16 protein-coding genes are annotated in these 18369 nt (G+C 66.4%); 13 read left to right on the top strand and 3 right to left on the bottom strand.

Features of this window, described 5'->3' with window-relative positions; translation table 11 throughout:
• Position 1 precedes the first annotated feature (1 nt).
• Both ACIGJC_RS15575 and ACIGJC_RS15570 read left to right on the top strand, forming a co-directional pair.
• Positions 2-1015 carry an aldo/keto reductase gene (locus ACIGJC_RS15575; protein ID WP_483709876.1) on the top strand — a complete coding sequence of 338 codons (1014 nt, stop codon included), beginning with the start codon at positions 2-4 and terminating at the stop codon, positions 1013-1015.
• Positions 1016-1074: 59 nt separating this feature from the next.
• The gene (locus ACIGJC_RS15570) at positions 1075-2031 is read left to right on the top strand and encodes a delta(1)-pyrroline-2-carboxylate reductase family protein (RefSeq protein ID WP_483709875.1); all 957 of its coding nucleotides are present in this window, start codon (positions 1075-1077) and stop codon (positions 2029-2031) included.
• A 3-nt stretch (positions 2032-2034) separates the two neighbouring features.
• On the opposite strand, the gene ACIGJC_RS15565 is transcribed toward ACIGJC_RS15570, so the two are convergent.
• Entirely contained in the window at positions 2035-2658 is a 624-nt protein-coding gene (locus ACIGJC_RS15565; RefSeq protein ID WP_483709874.1) for a TetR/AcrR family transcriptional regulator, read from the bottom strand.
• 215 nt (positions 2659-2873) lie between these two features.
• Between ACIGJC_RS15565 and ACIGJC_RS15560 the strand changes: the two genes are divergently transcribed.
• Both ACIGJC_RS15560 and ACIGJC_RS15555 read left to right on the top strand, forming a co-directional pair.
• Positions 2874-4835, top strand: a complete 1962-nt coding sequence (locus tag ACIGJC_RS15560) for an alkyl/aryl-sulfatase (protein WP_483709873.1) — start codon at positions 2874-2876, stop codon at positions 4833-4835.
• Between the two features lie 284 nt (positions 4836-5119).
• On the top strand, positions 5120-5845 hold the full coding sequence (locus tag ACIGJC_RS15555; RefSeq protein ID WP_483709872.1) for an OmpW/AlkL family protein: 726 nt from the start codon (positions 5120-5122) through the stop codon (positions 5843-5845).
• 75 nt (positions 5846-5920) lie between these two features.
• Here the strand turns inward: ACIGJC_RS15555 and ACIGJC_RS15550 are convergent, their stop codons facing one another.
• On the bottom strand, positions 5921-6121 hold the full coding sequence (locus tag ACIGJC_RS15550; RefSeq protein WP_483709871.1) for a heavy-metal-associated domain-containing protein: 201 nt from the start codon (positions 6119-6121) through the stop codon (positions 5921-5923).
• A gap of 174 nt (positions 6122-6295) precedes the next feature.
• On the opposite strand from ACIGJC_RS15550, the gene ACIGJC_RS15545 reads away from it, so the two are divergent.
• From ACIGJC_RS15545 to ACIGJC_RS15535, 3 genes are read left to right on the top strand one after another with little or no spacing between them, the layout of a single operon-like run.
• Positions 6296-8755, top strand: coding sequence for a heavy metal translocating P-type ATPase (locus tag ACIGJC_RS15545; RefSeq protein ID WP_483711569.1), 2460 nt, complete (start codon positions 6296-6298; stop codon positions 8753-8755).
• Positions 8752-9195 carry a Cu(I)-responsive transcriptional regulator gene (gene cueR / locus ACIGJC_RS15540; RefSeq protein ID WP_483709870.1) on the top strand — a complete coding sequence of 148 codons (444 nt, stop codon included), beginning with the start codon at positions 8752-8754 and terminating at the stop codon, positions 9193-9195. Before ACIGJC_RS15545 ends, cueR begins: the two co-directional genes overlap by 4 nt.
• Positions 9196-9248: 53 nt before the next feature.
• A complete protein-coding gene (locus ACIGJC_RS15535) occupies positions 9249-10193 on the top strand; it encodes a lysophospholipase (protein WP_483709868.1) in 945 nt (314 codons plus the stop codon).
• Here the strand turns inward: ACIGJC_RS15535 and ACIGJC_RS15530 are convergent.
• Positions 10190-11077 (bottom strand): LysR family transcriptional regulator, encoded by an 888-nt coding sequence (locus ACIGJC_RS15530; protein WP_483709867.1) that lies wholly within the window; start codon positions 11075-11077, stop codon positions 10190-10192. The two genes, ACIGJC_RS15535 and ACIGJC_RS15530, sit on opposite strands and share 4 nt — an antisense overlap.
• Before the next feature lie 249 nt (positions 11078-11326).
• On the opposite strand from ACIGJC_RS15530, the gene ACIGJC_RS15525 reads away from it, so the two are divergent.
• The 6 genes from ACIGJC_RS15525 to ACIGJC_RS15500 all read left to right on the top strand — a co-directional run bounded on the left by ACIGJC_RS15525 (position 11327) and on the right by ACIGJC_RS15500 (position 18106).
• On the top strand, positions 11327-12946 hold the full coding sequence (locus ACIGJC_RS15525; protein ID WP_483709866.1) for a GMC family oxidoreductase: 1620 nt from the start codon (positions 11327-11329) through the stop codon (positions 12944-12946).
• A 331-nt stretch (positions 12947-13277) separates the two neighbouring features.
• Positions 13278-14054, top strand: a complete 777-nt coding sequence (locus tag ACIGJC_RS15520) for an ABC transporter ATP-binding protein (protein ID WP_483709865.1) — start codon at positions 13278-13280, stop codon at positions 14052-14054.
• A 13-nt stretch (positions 14055-14067) separates the two neighbouring features.
• Positions 14068-14799, top strand: coding sequence for an ABC transporter ATP-binding protein (locus ACIGJC_RS15515; protein WP_483709864.1), 732 nt, complete (start codon positions 14068-14070; stop codon positions 14797-14799).
• 86 nt (positions 14800-14885) lie between these two features.
• Positions 14886-16097, top strand: coding sequence for an ABC transporter substrate-binding protein (locus ACIGJC_RS15510; protein WP_483709863.1), 1212 nt, complete (start codon positions 14886-14888; stop codon positions 16095-16097).
• Positions 16098-16193: 96 nt separating this feature from the next.
• Positions 16194-17078: a branched-chain amino acid ABC transporter permease gene (locus ACIGJC_RS15505; protein WP_483709862.1), complete on the top strand. Its 885-nt coding sequence runs from the start codon at positions 16194-16196 to the stop codon at positions 17076-17078.
• Positions 17078-18106, top strand: coding sequence for a branched-chain amino acid ABC transporter permease (locus ACIGJC_RS15500; RefSeq protein ID WP_483709860.1), 1029 nt, complete (start codon positions 17078-17080; stop codon positions 18104-18106). Before ACIGJC_RS15505 ends, ACIGJC_RS15500 begins: the two co-directional genes overlap by 1 nt.
• Positions 18107-18369: the final 263 nt, after the last annotated feature.

The following is an 18369-nucleotide window of genomic DNA, read 5'->3' as shown; positions in this document are numbered from 1 at the left end:
CATGACCGGAAACGCCACCTCGATTCCTTCACGCCAACTGGGCAACCACGGTCCCACGGTCTCGGCGATCGGCCTCGGCTGCATGGGCATGAGCGATTTCTATGGCGCGCACGACGATGCGGAGTCGATCCGCACCATCCGGCACGCGCTCGACCGCGGCATAACGCTGCTCGACACCGCCGACATCTACGGCCCGCACACCAATGAAGCACTGGTGGGACGCGCCATTGCCGGGCGACGCGACCAGGTCGTGCTGGCGACCAAGTTCGGCATCGTGCGCGACCTCTCGCAGCCGGCGGCGCGCGGCGTCAACGGCCGGCCCGAGTATGTGCGCGCAAGCTGCGAGGCGAGCCTGAAGCGGCTCGGCGTCGACCACATCGACCTGTATTACCAGCACCGCATCGATCCGCAGGTGCCCATCGAGGAAACGGTGGGCGCCATGGCGGATCTCGTGAAGGCCGGCAAAGTCCGGTGGATCGGCCTGTCCGAGGCCGGTGCGCAGACCATCGAGCGCGCGCACAAGGTGCATCCGGTCTCCGCGTTGCAGAGCGAATATTCGCTGTGGACGCGTGACGTGGAGACCGACGGCATCCTGGCCACGTGCGAACGGCTGGGCATCGGCTTCGTGCCGTACAGCCCGCTCGGGCGCGGCTTCCTGACGGGAGCCATCCGCAGCCCGGACGATTTCGACGCGGACGATTTCCGCCGGTCCAACCCGCGTTTCATGGGCCAGAACTTCGCGCGCAATCTTGCGCTGGTCGACAAGGTGCGCGCACTGGCCGCCGCCAAGGCCTGCACGCCGGCGCAACTCGCGCTGGCCTGGGTGCTGGCGCGCGGCCAGCAGGTGGTGCCGATTCCCGGCACGCGCCGCATCGCCAATCTCGACGACAACCTGGGCGCGCTGGAGGTGCGGCTCGATACAAAGGAGCTCGCCGGGATCGATACCGTTTTCCCGGCCGGCGCAGCGGTGGGTACGCGCTATGCCGAGCATGTGATGCCGATGCTGGCGCGCTGATGGGGTGCGGGGCCTGCCGCATAATGGCGGGTCCTGAACCGTGCCCGCCGGAGTGCTGCATGTCACTGATTCCCCTCGATGCCGCGAGCACTGCGGCACGCCTGCCTTACCCCGAGCTGGCCGCAGCGATCGCCGACATGCTGGCCGAGCTGCGCGAGGGGACGGCCATGGCGCCGCCGCGCATCGCGCTGCCGGTGGGCGATGCGCGGGACGGGGAGGGCACGCTGCTGGTCATGCCGGCGCGCAACCGGCGCCTGGTGATGACCAAGAACATCACCGTGCATCCGGACAATCCGCGGCGCGGGTTGCCGAACATCCTGGGCGAAGTGGTGGTGGCCGATGCGCATACCGGCGCGCGCCTGGCGATGCTCGACGGCCCCACGGTCACCGGCCGGCGCACGGCGGCGGTGTCATTGCTGGCCGCGCAGCGCTTTGCTGCACGACCGGATGGCGAACTGCTCATCATCGGCGCGGGCGTGCAGGCGCTGACGCACCTGGAGGCCTTCATCGCCGGATTGCCGCTGTGCCGCGTCTGGCTGCATTCGCGTACGCGCGACAAGGCTGAGGCGCTAGCCGCGCATGCCGGCACGCTTGGCGTCGAGGCGGAGGTGGTCGATGACGTCGCCAGCGTGCTGCAGCGCGTGTCGATGGTGGTGACCGTGACATCGAGCCGCACCCCAGTGCTTCCCGATCTCGACAGCGGCTTGTGGCGCGACGACCAGTTCATTGCGGCGGTCGGCGCATTCCGTCCCGATATGTGCGAGTTGCCGCCAGCGCTGTGCCACGCGGCCTCGGCCAGCGGGCGGTTGCTCGCGGATACGCTGTTCGGCATCGAGGAGGAGGCCGGCGACCTGTTGCACGCCGGTATCGACTGGGCCACGGTGCAGCCGTTCGAGACCGCGATCCTGCGGGCCGATGCCATCCGCGCGCGCGCCGGCAGCCCGCTGGTATTCAAGAGCGTGGGCTACGCGCTGTGGGACCTTGCGGCCTGCGTGCTGGCCAGCCGGCAGGACTGAGCGCTACTGCGCGGCCGCGGCCGCCAGCCACATCTGGAACAGTTCTCGCGCCGGCTCAAGGTAGGCGGCAATCGGTTCGCTGCATCCGCCTGCGTACCAGTGGCAGTAGCAGCCGTGGAAGGTGGACACCATCAGCCGCGCCATCGTGGCCGGCATCGCCCGCTGCGGCTGCGTGAACGCATCAATCAGTCCCTGCACGTGACCTTCCCAGCCACGGTGGATTTCGGCACGCACGCTGGCCGGCAAGCTGCCCGAGAACAGCATGCCGAGCACCACGCCCTTGGCTTCCGGGTTGGCCGACAACGCTCGCGCGACCTCATCGAAGACACGATCCAGGCGTCGCGCCGGCGTTTCTCCGGCGCGTATCTCGGGCGCGATCTCCTGCCCGATCTCGCGGAACAGCGTGGTCGCGGCTTCCGCCAGCAGCATTTCCTTGCTGCCGAAGTGCCATAGCAGGCTGCTCTTGGCCACGCCCGCACTGACGGAAATCTGATCCAGCTTTACCTCGGCATAGCCGTGCGCGCGGATCAGGTCGCGCGTCACGGCGAGCACGCGTTGGCGCGTTTCAAGCCCGCGACGGTTCTTCTGTGCAGCGGGCGGGTAGGGTGGTGGGGGGAAAGCAGGCATGGGGGCGATCAAAAAGAACCGTTTATGCACATCCAGGGCGTGCTCGCGCGGAGCATCCCTGATTATTCGAATTTGACAGTGTGACGGCATCCGAACCAAACTTGTGAATTGTACTGAACGTTCAGCACAATGCGCCCGCGCTGGTGGACGGCAGTCCGGCTGCCGCCTGTTGCTTCCTCGGGCTCGCATGGAGCCAATCTCTCAAGGAGAACCGAATGCTTCACCGATATGCGGCGCTGGCCGCCGCTGCGCTGTGCCTGGCCGGCACGGCCGATGCCGCCGAAGGCCCCCAGCCGGCTACGCCGGCCACGGCGAAGGTCAACGCGGCCGTCCTGCAACAATTGCCGTTCGCCAACCGGCAGGATTTCGAGGATGCGCAGCGCGGTTTCCTCGGCACGCTGGACGGCAACGAGATCCGCGATGCGAAGGGCCGGGTGGTCTGGTCGCTCGGGACCTATGCCTTCCTGCGCGATGCCAAGGCGCCCGATACGGTCAACCCCAGCCTGTGGCGCCAGGCCCAGGTCAACCTGAACAACGGCCTGTTCCAGGTCACGGACCGCATCTACCAGGTGCGCGGGTTCGACATCTCGAACATGACCATCATCGAGGGCGACAGCGGGCTGATCATCATCGATCCGCTGACCTCGATGGAAACCGCGCACGCGGCGCTCGACCTGTACTACAAGCATCGCCCGAAGAAGCCGGTGGTGGCGGTGATCTATACCCATAGCCACGGCGACCACTTCGGCGGCGTCAAGGGCGTAACCACCGAGGAGGACGTCAAGGCCGGACGCGTCAAGGTGCTGGCGCCCGAGGGGTTCATGGAAGAGGCCGTCAGCGAGAACGTGTTCGCGGGTACGGCGATGGGCCGCAGGGCGCAGTACATGTACGGGTCCAACCTGCCGCGCTCGGCTACCGGCCATGTCGATTCGGGCCTGGGCAAGGCGGTGTCGCACGGCACCATCACGCTGATTGCGCCAACCGACCTGATCGCGAAGACCGGAGAGATGCGCACGATCGACGGCGTGAAGATCGAGTTCCTGATGGCGCCCGGCACCGAGGCCCCGGCCGAGATGCTGATGTACTTCCCGCAGTGGAAGGCGCTGTGCGCGGCCGAGGACGCCACCCATAACCTGCACAACCTGTACACCATCCGCGGCGCGCAGGTGCGCGACGCCAACCAGTGGTGGCGCGCGCTGGACGAGACCATCGACCGCTTCGGCGGCCGCACCGAGGTGATCTTCGCCCAGCACCACTGGCCCAAGTGGGGGCAGCAGAACATCGTCAGCTATCTCGGCAACCAGCGCGATGCCTACAAGTACATCCATGACCAGTCGCTGCGGCTGGCCAACCAGGGCTTCACACCGGCCGAGATCGGCGAGCGCGTGAAGCTGCCGCCGTCGCTGGCAAGCCAGTGGGACTTGCGCGACTACTACGGCACGGTCAACCACAACGCCAAGGCCGTCTACCAGCGCTACCTGGGCTGGTATGACGGCAACCCGGCCAATCTGTATCCGCTGCCGCCGGAAGAGGCTGCAAAGCACTATGTCGCGTTCATGGGCGGTGCCGACAAGGTGATCGAGCAGGCCAGGGCCTCCTACGCGCGCGGCGAGTACCGCTGGGTGGCCGAGGTCATGAAGCACGTGGTGTTCGCCGATCCGTCCAACCAGGCGGCGCGCAACCTGGAAGCCGACGCCCTGGAGCAGCTCGGCTACCAGACCGAATCGGCCACCTGGCGCAGCGCTTTCCTGAGTGGCGCGCAGGAACTGCGCAATGGCTTGCCGAAGGATCCGGGCGCGCGCACGGCCAATCCTGACGTGCTGCGCGCCATGACCGACACCATGTTCCTGGACTATCTGGCCATCCGCCTGAACGGCGAGCGCGCGGCCGGACAGAAGCTGGCCATCAACTGGGTCCAGCCCGATACCGGCAAGCGTTATGCGCTGACGGTGGAAAACGGCGTGTTCCGCTACAAGGCCGATGCCCGGCACGCTGTCCCGCAGGCGACGCTGAGCATCCCGCGCACGGCGCTGTTCGGCGTGCTGGCCGGGCAAACCACGCTGCCGGCCGAAGTGCAGGCCGGACGCGCCCGTGTCGACGGGGATGCCGGTGCGCTGCGTACCTGGATGGGCCTGATGGACAAGTTCGACAGCAACTTCGCCATCGTGACGCCCTGATGCCCCGACGCAGCGAACAGGCGCGTGCGGGCGTCGACACGGTGAAAATCGGGTCGGCGCCCGCATAAGACCCCTTGGATTCGAGGGTTTTTTCGCGCGGGGGCAGAAACGTTGCGTGAATGCTGCGGCGCCGCGGGCGAAAGTCAGCCTTGATGCGGTTTTTTAGTGGTTAACCCTTTATTTAGGGGAGAAATTCTACGAATCCGTATCGTCGATGAAACAGTCCCGCTGCCGCAGGCCGGATAATGCCCTTCGGTAGTAACCCGAATGAGGAGTAGAGGACTATGAAATCGACCTATAAGAAGATGCTGGCGGCAGGCGCTGTCATGGCGCTGGCAGGTACCGCACAGGCACAATCGGCTGGCAGCAACATCATCAGCCTGGGCTGGTTCCGCGTCATGCCGAACAGCTCGGCCGATCCGCTGACGGTGGACAGCATCAACGGCCGCCCGGTCGGCATGGTTCGCCCCAACACCGGAGCGGACATCGAGACCGCCGACACGGTTGGTCTTGCCTTCGCGCATTTCTTCACGGACAACATCTCGGCCGACTTCATTGCCGGCATTCCGCCCAAGCATGACGTCAAGGGCACCGGCGACTATGCCCAGTACGGCAAGCTTGGTTCGGTCCGGCAGTGGAGCCCTGCGTTGCTGGTGAAGTACCACTTCTTCGAGGCCAAGGCCAAGTTCCGTCCCTACGTCGGCCTCGGCGTGAACTACACGTGGTTCACCGACGAAACCATCAGCAACCAGGATTTCGTCAACCACGCCTTTGGCATCCCGGGCGCCAGGATGAGCGCCAGCGCCGACAGCTCGTGGAACCCGGTGTTCAATATCGGCGCCAACTACGCCATTAACGACAACTGGTTCGTCGGCCTGTCGGTGTCCTACGTGCCGGTGTCGACGCGGGCGACGTTCACCACGCAGGCAGCCGGGGTGACGATCGTGTCGCACACCAAGATCAAGATCGATCCGGTGGTCACGTTCCTGAGCGTGGGCTACAAGTTCTGACCGGTCCGGACGGGACGCATGCGAAAACGGGGTGCCCTGGGCGCCCCGTTTTGTTTTAGCGCACCCCGCAGGGACTCACACCGCCGACTTCACCGGATAGCCAGCTTCCTCGATCGCCGCGCGCAACGCCTGCACGTCGGCGCCGCTTTCCACCTTGACTGACTGCGCTGGTACATCGGCCGACACGCGTGCGGCGGGATCGACGCCTTGCACGGCACGCGTAATCGCGCCGACGCAGTGGTTGCACGACATGCCTTCGACCTGGAACTGGATCATGGCTGAGACCTCCTGATTGACATGGACTGGCGGCACGATCGCCGCGACAGGCGTAGTGTGAACCTTCCCACCGTGGGAAGCGCAAGCAAAACCGGAAAGTGGGAAGACCGCCTTGACCTTCCTATCATGGTAAGGTCCATCATGCAGTCACTGAAACTGTGGATGAGCCAAGCGATGTCGAATGCCAGCCTTTCCCCTGCCCTGACGGGCAGCCAGGCGCCCGAGTGGCGGCTGCCGATCGACGGCATGACCTGCGCCTCATGCGTGCGGCGTGTCGAAAATGCGCTGGCCAAGGTGCCGGGCGTGCGGGACGTTGCCGTGAACCTGGCCACCGAGCAGGCCACTCTCCATGCGGACAGCGGCGCCGTGCTGCCGGCCGCGGCCAAGGCCATTGCCGATGCCGGCTATGAAGTGCCGCGCGAGACGGTGGAACTCGATATCTCGGACATGACTTGCGCCTCCTGCGTGGGGCGGGTCGAGCGCGCGCTGCGCGCAGTGCCTGGCGTACTCGACGCGCAGGTCAACCTGGCGACCGAGCGCGCCAGCGTGACGCTGCTGCGCGGCGCCGCCGATGCCGGCGCGCTTGCGGTCGCCGTGACGCGCGCCGGCTATGGCGCCACTCCCGTGACGGACTCACTGCCCGCCGCATCACCGGATGCCGCCAAACGCGAATTCTGGAGCGGCCCGTGGCCCGTGATCCTCTCCGCGGCGCTGTCCTTGCCGCTGGTGGCCCCGATGGTGCTGGAATGGTTCGGCGTGCACTGGATGCTGCCCGCCCGGGTGCAGTGGCTGCTCGCCACGCCGGTGCAGTTCGTATTCGGCTGGCGCTTCTACAAGGCCGGCTGGAAGGCCGTGCGTGCCGGCGCCGGCAATATGGACCTGCTGGTGGCGCTGGGCACGAGTGCGGCCTATGGCCTGTCGCTGTGGCTGATGTCGCGATCGCCGGGCGGCATGCCGCATCTGTATTTCGAAAGCGCTGCCGTGGTCATCACGCTGGTCCGGCTGGGCAAGTGGCTGGAGACGCGCGCCAAGCGCCAGACCGCCGACGCCATCCGCGCGCTCGCCGCGCTGCGGCCCGACACCGCCCGCGTGCGGCGCGGCGGGCAGGAAGTCACCGTGCCGCTGGGTTCGGTCCGCGTCGATGACGAGGTGGTGGTGCGCCCCGGCGAGCGCATTCCCGTCGATGCCGTGGTGATCGAAGGCACGAGCCACGCGGACGAGTCGATGCTGACCGGCGAAAGCCTGCCGGTGCCCAAGGGCCCCGGCGACAAGCTCACCGGCGGCGCCATCAATTTCGAAGGGCTGATGGTGGCGCGCACCGTGGCGGTGGGCGCCGAGACCGTGCTGGCCCGCATCATCCGCATGGTCGAGCACGCGCAGGCCGCCAAGGCGCCGATCCAGCGCCTGGTGGACCAGGTCAGCGCGGTATTCGTGCCCGTGGTGCTCGGCATTGCGCTGCTCACGCTGCTCGGCTGGGGCCTGTTCGCGGGCGATTGGGAAGCGGCGCTGCTCAATGCCGTGGCGGTGCTGGTGATCGCCTGCCCGTGCGCACTGGGGCTGGCCACGCCGACCGCGATCATGGCCGGCACCGGCGCCGGGGCTCGCGCGGGCATCCTGATCAAGGACGCCGAGGCGCTGGAGATTGCGCACCGCGTCAGCGTGGCGGCCTTCGACAAGACCGGCACGCTGACCGTGGGACGGCCCGAGGTCGTGGCCCTGCACGCTGCCGATGCGGATGATGCCGACGGCGCGCGACTGCTGGCACGGCTGGCCGCGCTGCAGGCCGGCAGCGAGCACCCGCTGGCGCGTGCGGTGCTGAACGCGGCGCAGGCACGCGGCATTGCCGCGCCGGTGGCCGCCGACGTGCAGGCGCTGCCGGGACGCGGCATTGCCGGCGTGGTCGACGGGCAGGCCCTGCAACTCGGCAGCGAACGGCTGCGCGAGGCGCTGGGCGCTGATGCGGGTACGCTGCAAGCCGTGGCCGAACGCCTGCGCGACGAGGGCCGCACGGTATCGTGGCTGGTCGAAACGCAGCCGCCGCGCGTGGCCGGGCTGGTCGCCTTCGGCGATGCCATCAAGCCAGGCGCGCCAGCGGCCATCGCGCGCTTGCGTGCGGCTGGCGTGCGCACGGTGATGCTGACCGGCGACAACCGCGGCGCCGCCGCGCGCGTGGCGCAGGCGCTGGGACTGGATGAAGTGCAGGCCGAGGTGCTGCCGCAAGACAAGGCTGCGCGCGTGCAAGCGCTGGGCCAGGACGGCGCGGTGGTGGCGATGGTCGGCGACGGCATCAATGATGCACCGGCGCTGGCCGCGGCCGATGTCGGCATTGCCATGTCGACCGGCACCGACGTGGCCATGCATGCCGCCGGCATCACGCTGATGCGCGGCGATCCCGCGCTGGTGGCCGATGCGCTGGCCGTGTCGCACCGCACCGTGCGCAAGATCCGCCAGAACCTGTTCTGGGCGTTCTTCTACAACGTGGTGGGCATTCCGCTGGCGGCGGCGGGCCTGCTCAATCCGGTGGTTGCCGGCGCGGCCATGGCGTTCTCCAGCGTGAGCGTGGTCAGCAACGCGCTGCTGCTGCGCCGCTGGCATCCCGGCGCCGGCGCTGGCCAACAGGAGGGCAAGGCATGAATATCGGGCAGGCCGCGGACGCGTCGGGCGTGTCCGCCAAGATGATCCGGCACTACGAGTCGATCGGCCTGGTCGATGCGCCGCCGCGCACCGAAGGCGGCTACCGCCGCTATGACGAGCGCGCCGTGCACACCTTGCGCTTCGTGCGGCGCGCCCGTAATCTCGGGTTCTCGCTCGACGAGATCCGCGGGCTGCTGTCGCTGTGGCATGACCGCCGGCGCGCCAGTGCCGATGTGAAGGCGATGACGCTGCGGCATGTGGCCGACCTGGAAAAGCGCATTGCCGAACTCGCCGCCATGCGCGATACGCTACGCACGCTGGCCGAGGCGTGCAGCGGCGATGGCCGGCCCGATTGCCCGATCCTTGCCGACTTCGCGCAGCCCGACGGCCAGGCGCATTGCCATGGCGCGTTCGGCGGTGCGGCGGAACCAGAACAATGATCTGAAGCGCAGTGCTTCGCTGCGGACGGGGCGTACCCGAAGGAGAGCCGCGGATGGACAAGCCCATGACGGAAGACGCCGTTCCTCCTGTGAAGGACGGGCAGTCTGCGCGCGCCCAGGCGCCGGATGCCGCCCCGGACCTGCGCTGCGTGGAAAGCCGGCAACGCATGCGCGATGGCACCGAACTGCTGCTGCGCACCTGGGAGCCGGACCCACTCAGCAACGCGGCACCGCTCGGCTGCGTGCTGCTCGTGCACGGCCTGGCTGAACACAGCGGCCGCTACCAGCACGTTGCCGAGGTACTTTGCGGGCTGGGCCTGCGTGTGCGCGCCTATGACCAGCGCGGCCACGGCGCCAGCGGTGGTGCGCGCATGGTGGCCGAGCATCCGGACGTTTATCTCGATGACCTCGCGGAAATCCACGATGCAGCCATGCGCGCGTGGAACGAACTGCCGATCCTGCTCGGCCACAGCATGGGCGGCCTGGTGGCGGCGCGCTTCGCGACCGCCCGGGTACGACCGGTGCGGGCGCTGGTGCTTTCGTCGCCGGCCCTGGCATTGCGGCTGTCGCCGGCCATGCTGACGCTGCACCGCGTGCTGCTGACACTGGCGCCCCGGCTGCGCGTGCCGAACCCGATCGATGCGCGCATGCTGTCGCACGACCCGCAAGTGGTGGCGCGCTACCGTGCCGATCCGCTCGTGCAGACCACGATCACGGCGGGCGTGCTGGAGAGCTTTATCCGCGGCATGGCGCAGGCGCAAGCCGATGCCGCGCGGCTTGAAGCGCCCATGCTGATGCTGGTGGGCGGTGCGGACCGCATTGTCGATCCGGCAGGCAGCCGTGTCTTCTTCGACCACGCGCCGGCCGACCTGCGCGATGAAGTGTGGTTCGACCACGGCTACCACGAGATCTTCAATGAAGCCGAGCCTTTGCGCGGGGAAGTGTTCGCGGTGCTGATGGACTGGCTGCGGCGGCGTCTGTTGGCGACGCAGGACTAGGCGCGGAAGACCGACTCGGCTACGCCGAATACGGCGCTTACGACAGGATCGTCGCGGCGGCTCGCCAGCGCGACCAGCGACAGTTCGGTCTGCACCGACATGCCTTCCACAACCACGAGACCGTGCGCATGCGATTCGCGCAGCGCAATGGAATCGCGCACGAGCGACAGGCCCACGCCGGAGCGCACGAGATCGAGCATCGACGCCTCCTGGTCAACGTGCGCGACCTTGTGCACGCCGGCGGCGTCCACGCCAGCCTCGGCAAAGCGTGCCGAAAGCAACCTGTGGTGCGCGGACTCGGGCGGCGTCCAGATCCATGGCAGTGTCGCCAACTGTGCCCACACGCGCAGCGCCGTCCGTTCCTTCCAGCCCTTGGGCGCAACCACGTAGTACGAGAACGGCGTTAGCGCCAGCACATGGAAGCCGGCATCGGGCGGCTGCCCGAGATAGAAGCCGGCATCGAGCGCGCCGCTGCGTACCTGCTGTAGCACCCAGCCCGACATGCCGTGGCGCAACTCCGTGCCGATCTGCGGATGGCGTTCGACCAGCGTGCGCAGCATGACGCCAAGCCGCGTGAACTCGGGATCGAGGATAGTGCCGATGGCGAGCTTGCCGCGCACGGTGTGGTGCATCGCGTCGACCGTGTGATGCAGGTCGCCGACGCTGTCGAGGATGCGCTCGGCCAGCGGCAGCAGCGCCGCACCGTCCGTGGTCAGCGTGAGCCCGCTTGCGGTGCGTTCGAACACACGGATGCGCCACGCCGACTGCAGTGCCTTCAGCTGCAGGCTTACGGCGGGTTGCGTCAGGTGAAGCCGCAGGGCGGCGCGGGTGAGGTTGCCTTCGCGGGCGACGGCAACGAAGGCGCGCAGGTGATGGAGGTCCACGTTGGAGCGCAAAGGGGGCGAGCGAGTGTGCGGTGCAATATTTACAGCGGCTTATATTGCGATTGACGATAAATCATTGGACGGGCCCGCGCAACTGCGCCAACCTTGTGGCCACTGGAGCCCATAGCCTGGTCACGGGGCGCAAACGCTCCGGCCATCTTCACCCCACGCAAAGATGGGGCGATGCCGGTGGCAGGCAGTCACTGAACACCGGAACACCAGAACACAAGCGGAGACAAGACGACTCGTATGGAGACCTTCGACTACATCATCGTGGGCGCCGGCTCGGCCGGCTGCGTGCTGGCCAACCGCCTGACGCAGGACCCGGAGGTGAACGTGCTGCTGCTGGAAGCGGGCGGCAAGGACGATTACCACTGGATCCACATCCCGGTCGGCTATCTCTATTGCATCGGCAACCCGCGCACGGACTGGCTGTATCGCACGGTCGCGGAGAAGGGCCTCAACGGACGTTCGCTCGGCTATCCGCGCGGGCGCGTGCTGGGCGGTTCGTCTTCGATCAACGGCATGATCTACATGCGCGGCCAGCGCGAGGACTACGACGACTGGGCGCGCCTGACCGGCGACGACGGCTGGCGCTGGGACAACGTGCTGCCGCTGTTCAAGCGCAGCGAAGACCACCACCGCGGCCCGACCGAATTCCATGGCGCCGGCGGCGAATGGCGCGTGGAAGGGCAACGCCTGCATTGGGACATCCTGGAGCGGTTTATCGAGGCGGCGGAACAGGCCGGCATTCCGCGCACCGATGACTTCAACCGCGGCGACAACTTCGGCGTCGGCTACTTCGAAGTCAACCAGCGGCGCGGCATCCGCTGGAACACGGCGAAGGCCTTCCTGCGGCGCGCGGCGGATCGTCCGAACCTGACCATCGTCACCGGCGCGCAGGTCAGTGCGCTGACCTTCGAGGGGCGACGCTGTACCGGCGTGAACTATGTCGGCGGCGGCCAGCCGCACAGCGCGGGGGCGCGGCACGAAGTCATCCTGGCCGCGGGCGCGGTCAATACGCCGCAGCTGCTGGAACTGTCGGGCATCGGCCAGGGCGAGCGGCTGCAGGCGCTGGGCATCGAAGTCCGGCATGCCTTGCCGGGCGTGGGCGAGAACCTGCAGGACCATTTGCAGCTGCGCAGCGTGGTCAAGGTGAACGGCGTGCGCACGCTGAACACGCGCGCGGCGAGCTGGTGGGGCAAGCTGGGCATCGGGCTGCAGTACGCCTTCAACCAGAGCGGGCCGATGAGCATGGCGCCGTCGCAGCTCGGCGCGTTCGCGCGGTCCGATGCGTCGCAGGCACGGCCGAACCTGGAGTATCACGTGCAGCCGCTGTCGCTCGACAAGTTCGGCGAACCGCTGCACGCGTTCAACGCATTCACGGCCAGCGTCTGCAACCTGCGGCCGACTTCACGCGGCAGCGTACATATCGACAGTGCCGATTTCCGGCAGGCTCCGGTGATCGCCCCCAACTACCTTTCCACGGAGGAAGACCGGCGCGTGGCCGCCGATTCGCTGCGGCTGACGCGGCGCATCGTGGCGTCGCCGGCGCTGGCGCCCTACCGGCCGGAAGAGTGGCTGCCAGGGCCGGGCTTCGAGACCGACGAAGCGCTGGCGGAGGCGGCCGGCAACATCGGCACCACCATCTTCCATCCGGTCGGCACGTGCCGCATGGGCCGCGCGGACGATCCGCTTGCCGTCGTGGACCAGCGTCTGCGCGTGCTTGGCATCGACGGGCTGCGGGTCGTGGATGCGTCGGTGATGCCGTTGATCACGTCGGGCAATACGAATTCGCCGACCATCATGATCGCGGAGCGGGCCAGCGACATGCTGCGCGAGGACCGCCGGCGGCAGCTTGCGGCCTGAGCGCGTCGCGCGTTGCGACAAGAGGTGCAGAGCAGGGGCTCGAGCGCCGGATCGCCCGCAACCCCTTGTCGCAGCGCGTCAAAGACCTGACACATGGTTCATGTCTTATAGTGCAAACCCCGATGTTTTGCGATGCAACAGGCGCACACAATAGAATAAAGCGGTTGGTGCACCACCCAGCACATGGCGATGGGCACCCCCGGCAACAGCGGTAGTCGCACCGTATATAAAAATCACTAATGCGACCCAACGGCGAAACGCCGGGTTCGAACCGATTGTCAGTGGTGCCGGGCACAAGCCGGCAGTTCAGCAACAGGGCGGGCAGGAGACTATGAATTCACAGGAAACCATCCTGGAAACGCGAAACCTCACGAAGGAGTTCAAGGGTTTCACGGCGGTGAGCGACGTCAACCTGCGCGTGCGCCGCGGCTCGATCCATGCGCTGATCGGGCCCAACGGCGCCGGCAAGACCACCTGCTTCAACCTGCTCACCAAATTCCTGGAGCCGACCAAAGGCACCATCCTTTTCAACGGCATCGATATCACGCGCGAGAAACCCGCGCAGATCGCGCGCCGCGGCGTGATCCGCTCGTTCCAGATCTCGGCCGTGTTCCCGCACCTGACGGTGATGGAGAACGTGCGCATCGGCCTGCAGCGCCAGCTTGGCACCGCGTTCCAGTTCTGGCGCAGCGAGCGTTCGCTCGACGTGCTCAATGGCCGCGCCATGGAACTGCTCGAACAGGTCGGCCTGACCGAGTTCGCGCAGACCGTCACGGTGAACCTGCCGTACGGGCGCAAGCGCGCGCTGGAGATCGCCACCACGCTGGCGATGGAACCCGAGCTGATGCTGCTCGACGAGCCCACGCAAGGCATGGGCCACGAAGACGTGGACCGCGTCACGCAGCTGATCAAGAAGGTCTCGGAAGGACGCACCATCCTGATGGTCGAGCACAACATGAACGTGGTGTCGTCGATCGCCGACAAGATCACCGTGCTGCAGCGCGGTGCCATCCTGGCCGAAGGTCCGTATGCGGAAGTCTCGAAGGACCCGCGCGTGATGGAAGCCTATATGGGCACGGCCGACGCCGAACTGCAAGGCGCGCACTGAGGAGGCCATCGACATGACGACATCCAACGTAGCCGCGCTCGAGATCAAGGACCTGCACGCCTGGTACGGCGAATCGCACATCCTGCATGGCGTGGATCTGACCGTGAATCGCGGCGAAGTGGTAACGCTGCTGGGCCGCAACGGCGCGGGCCGCACCACGACGCTGCGCGCGATCATGGGCCTGACGGGCACGCGCAAGGGCTCGATCAAGGTCAATGGCCATGAAACCATCGGCCTGCCGACGCACAAGATCGCGCACTACGGCATTGGCTACTGCCCCGAGGAGCGGGCGATTTTCTCCAGCTTGTCGTGCGAAGAGAACTTGCTGCTGCCCCCGCAATTGAAGGGGCAAGCGAATGGCGGAAACGCGGGCATGAGCGAGGCCGAGATCTACGAGATGTTCCCCAACCTGAAGGAGCGCCGCCAGAGCCAGGGCACGCGCCTGTCGGGGGGCGAGCAGCAGATGCTCGCGGTCGGGCGCATCCTGCGTACCGGCGCGAACCTGCTGCTGCTCGACGAGATCTCGGAGGGCCTGGCGCCGGTGATCGTGCAGGCGCTCGCGCGCATGATCCTGATGCTCAAGAAGAAGGGCTACACGGTGGTGATGGTGGAACAGAACTTCCGCTTCGCCGCGCCGCTGGCCGACCGCTTCTATGTGATGGAGCACGGCAGCATCGTCGAGCGCTTCGCGGCCGGCGAGCTGCAGGCAAAGATGCCGGTGCTGAACGAATTGCTTGGGGTCTGATCGGCGCGTCCGTTGCACGGATCGCCGGATCGGCTGTTTGCGGGAACGGGTGGCGCGCGCCGCGCCAAAACACAGGAGACAACGCAATGAGGAAGACTCGGCTCGCTGCCGCGATGGCGGCAATCGTCATGGGTGCTGTTTCGTTCAACGCCGCCGCGCAGGTATCGGGCGACACCGTCAAGATCGGCTACATCACCGACATGTCGGGCCTGTATGCCGACATCGACGGCCCTGGCGGCCTCGAAGCGGTCAAGATGGCCATCGAGGACCATGGTGGCAAGGTGCTCGGGAAGCCGATCGAACTGGTCTCGGCCGATCACCAGAACAAGGCCGACATCGCGGCGTCGAAGGCGCGTGAATGGATGGACCAGCAAGGGCTGGACATGCTGCTCGGCGGCACCAACTCCGCGACCGGCCTGGCCATGAACAAGGTGGCGCAGGAAAAGAAGCGCGTGTATTTCAACGTGGGCGCGGGCACGGCCCGCCTGACCAACGAGGAATGCACGCCGTACACGGTGCACTACGCCTATGACACGGTGGCGCTGGCCAAGGGAACCGGCAGCGCGGTGGTCAAGCAGGGCGGCAAGAAGTGGTTCTTCCTGACCGCCGACTATGCCTTCGGCCACTCGCTCGAGAACGATACCGCCGCGGTGGTGAAGGCCAACGGCGGCACGGTGGTGGGTTCGGTGCGCCATCCGCTGTCGGCGTCGGACTTCTCGTCGTTCCTGCTGCAGGCGCAGGCCTCGAAGGCCGACATCCTCGGCCTGGCCAATGCGGGTGGCGACACCATCAACGCGATCAAGGCGGCCAAGGAATTCGGCATCACCAAGACCATGAAGATCGCCGGCCTGCTGATGTTCATCAATGACGTCCATTCGCTGGGCCTGAAGAACACCGAGGGCCTGCTGATGACCGACAGCTGGTACTGGGACATGAACGACGATACGCGCAAGTTCGCGAACCGCTTCTTCGGCAAGATGAAGAAGATGCCGAGCAGCCTGCAGGCCGCCGACTACTCCGCGATCAGCACGTACCTGAAGGCCGTGGAAGCCGCCAAGACCGACGATCCGGAAAAGGTCATGGCCGAGCTGAAGAAGATGAAGATCAGCGACTTCTACACCAAGAGCAGCTACATCCGCGCCGATGGCCGCAATATCCACGACATGTACCTGATGCAGGTGAAGACGCCGGCGGAATCGAAGAAGCCGTGGGACTACATGAAGGTCGTGACGACCATCCCGGGCGATCAGGCCTTCACGACGGTGGCCGAGTCGAAGTGCCCGCTGCTTAAGAAGTAAGAAGGTTGGCGGGCTCCGCAGCCAGCGAGAGCCCGCCGGTTTGCTCCTCTCCGTCGCACGCGGCGGAAGGGGAGATACAGCCAGCAACGGATGCCTATGGACATCTTCGGAATTCCCCTTCCCGCCATGCTGTCCCAGCTCCTGCTGGGCCTGGTCAATGGCGCCTTCTATGCGATGCTGAGCCTTGGCCTGGCGGTGATTTTCGGCCTGCTCAACGTCATCAACTTCGCGCACGGCGCGCTGTTCATGCTCGGCGCGGTGCTGGCCTGGATGGGCATGGAGTATGCCGGGCTCAACTACTGGGTCATGCTGGTCCTGTCCCCGCTGGTGGTCGCGGTGCTGGGCGTGGTCATCGAAAAGACCATGCTGCGCTGGATCTACAAGCTGGACCATATCTACGGCCTGCTGCTGACACTGGGCATCACGCTGGTGATCGAGGGCATCTTCCGCTCGATCTACGGCGTGTCGGGCCTGCCTTACCAGACGCCCGACGCCCTGCAGGGTGCCACGGACCTCGGCTTCATGATCCTGCCCAACTACCGGGCCTGGGTGGTGCTGGCTTCGTTGACGGTGTGCTTCGTCACCTGGTACGTGATCGAGAAGACCAAGCTTGGCGCCTACCTGCGCGCCGGCACCGAAAACCCCAAGATGGTGGAGGCCTTCGGCGTCAACGTGCCGCTGATGGTGACGCTGACCTACGGCTTCGGCGTGGCGCTGGCCGCGTTTGCGGGCGTGCTGGCGGCGCCGGTGATCCAGATCTCGCCGCTGATGGGGCAGAACCTGATCATCATCGTGTTCGCCGTGGTGGTGATCGGCGGCATGGGTTCGATCATGGGTTCGATCCTGACCGGCCTGGGGCTGGGCGTGATCGAAGGGCTGACCAAGGTGTTCTATCCTGAAGCATCGTCGACCGTGGTGTTCTTCATCATGGTGATCGTGCTGCTGCTGCGTCCGGCCGGACTGTTCGGGAGGGAGAAGTGATGCGTGCAGAATCGAGCGTGACGATCAAGGCCGGACAGGCCAGAGAGGGCCTGGGCGTGCAGAAGAAAGTGCTGTATGGATTGCTGCTGTTGGCGCTGGTGGCGGCGCCGATGGCCGGCGCCTATCCGGTGTTCGTGCTTAAGGTGCTGTGCTTTGCCCTGTTCGCGTGCGCGTTCAACCTGCTGATCGGCTATACCGGGCTGCTGTCGTTCGGCCATGCAGCGTTCTTCGGCGGCGCCGGCTATATCTCGGGCGAGGCCATGAAGCTGTGGGGCGTGACGCCCGAGATCGGACTGATCCTGGGCACCGCCGGCGGCGCACTGATCGGCTACGTGGTCGGTTCGCTGGCCATCCGCCGCCAGGGCATCTACTTCTCGATGATCACGCTGGCGCTCGCCCAGATGCTGTTCTTTATCTGCCTGCAGGCGCCGTTCACGGGCGGCGAGGACGGCCTGCAGGGCATCCCGCGCGGCAAGCTGTTCGGCGTGTTGTCGCTGGCGGACGACCTGACGTTGTACTACGTGGCGCTGGTGATCATCGTTGCGGCCTTTGCGCTGATCGTGCGTACCGTGCACTCGCCGTTCGGACAGATCCTGAAGGCGATCAAGGAGAACGAGCCGCGCGCGATCTCGCTTGGCTATGACGTCGACCGCTTCAAGCTGACGGCCTTTGTGCTGTCGGCGGCACTGTCCGGACTGGCCGGTTCGATCAAGGCGCTGGTGCTCGGCTTCGAGACGCTGACCGACGTGCACTGGTCGATGTCGGGTTCGGTGATCCTGATGACGCTGGTTGGCGGCCTGGGCACCTTGTCGGGCCCCATTGTCGGCGCCTTCGTGGTGGTGGCGCTGGAGAACAAGCTCGGCGACATCGGCGCCTTCCTGGCCTCGGTCACGGGCATTGACTGGTTCAACTCGCTGGGCGAGTCGGTGACCATGGTGATCGGCGCGATCTTCGTCATCTGCGTCCTGACCTTCCGCCGCGGCATCATGGGCGAGCTCAACGCGCTGTTCAGCCGCAAGCACGAGTGATGAACGGTCGACATGCCCGGAATTGGGGCTAGGGTTTGTTCTAGCTTGTTCCATCTGCACCGCTTCGTTACATTTCACACACGGTTTTCGCAGGTTAGATGGAGGCGGAAGCGAGGAGACGACAGGCGCGCACCCGGTGTCGGGTAGCAGCGTTATAAATAAAGGGCGTTGCCGGGTGATCCTCGGCAACGCTTTTTTCATTCCAGGGTGACTTTCGCTTCTCCTGCACCGTTTCCGGGCATTGATGCCGCCTTGGCATAACT

This window comes from Cupriavidus sp. C3SS-1, assembly GCF_057073755.1.
The sequence above is the reverse complement of the archived record's forward strand: the minus strand, read 5'-3'. Positions and strand labels throughout refer to the sequence as shown.

Coding starts and splice junctions, on each gene's coding strand:
- ACIGJC_RS15575 (WP_483709876.1), top strand. CDS start 2: ATGACCGGAAACGCCACCTCGATTCCTTCACGCCAACTGGGCAACCAC.
- ACIGJC_RS15570 (WP_483709875.1), top strand. CDS start 1,075: ATGTCACTGATTCCCCTCGATGCCGCGAGCACTGCGGCACGCCTGCCT.
- ACIGJC_RS15565 (WP_483709874.1), bottom strand. CDS start 2,658: ATGCCTGCTTTCCCCCCACCACCCTACCCGCCCGCTGCACAGAAGAAC.
- ACIGJC_RS15560 (WP_483709873.1), top strand. CDS start 2,874: ATGCTTCACCGATATGCGGCGCTGGCCGCCGCTGCGCTGTGCCTGGCC.
- ACIGJC_RS15555 (WP_483709872.1), top strand. CDS start 5,120: ATGAAATCGACCTATAAGAAGATGCTGGCGGCAGGCGCTGTCATGGCG.
- ACIGJC_RS15550 (WP_483709871.1), bottom strand. CDS start 6,121: ATGATCCAGTTCCAGGTCGAAGGCATGTCGTGCAACCACTGCGTCGGC.
- ACIGJC_RS15545 (WP_483711569.1), top strand. CDS start 6,296: ATGTCGAATGCCAGCCTTTCCCCTGCCCTGACGGGCAGCCAGGCGCCC.
- cueR (WP_483709870.1), top strand. CDS start 8,752: ATGAATATCGGGCAGGCCGCGGACGCGTCGGGCGTGTCCGCCAAGATG.
- ACIGJC_RS15535 (WP_483709868.1), top strand. CDS start 9,249: ATGGACAAGCCCATGACGGAAGACGCCGTTCCTCCTGTGAAGGACGGG.
- ACIGJC_RS15525 (WP_483709866.1), top strand. CDS start 11,327: ATGGAGACCTTCGACTACATCATCGTGGGCGCCGGCTCGGCCGGCTGC.
- ACIGJC_RS15520 (WP_483709865.1), top strand. CDS start 13,278: ATGAATTCACAGGAAACCATCCTGGAAACGCGAAACCTCACGAAGGAG.
- ACIGJC_RS15515 (WP_483709864.1), top strand. CDS start 14,068: ATGACGACATCCAACGTAGCCGCGCTCGAGATCAAGGACCTGCACGCC.
- ACIGJC_RS15510 (WP_483709863.1), top strand. CDS start 14,886: ATGAGGAAGACTCGGCTCGCTGCCGCGATGGCGGCAATCGTCATGGGT.
- ACIGJC_RS15505 (WP_483709862.1), top strand. CDS start 16,194: ATGGACATCTTCGGAATTCCCCTTCCCGCCATGCTGTCCCAGCTCCTG.
- ACIGJC_RS15500 (WP_483709860.1), top strand. CDS start 17,078: ATGCGTGCAGAATCGAGCGTGACGATCAAGGCCGGACAGGCCAGAGAG.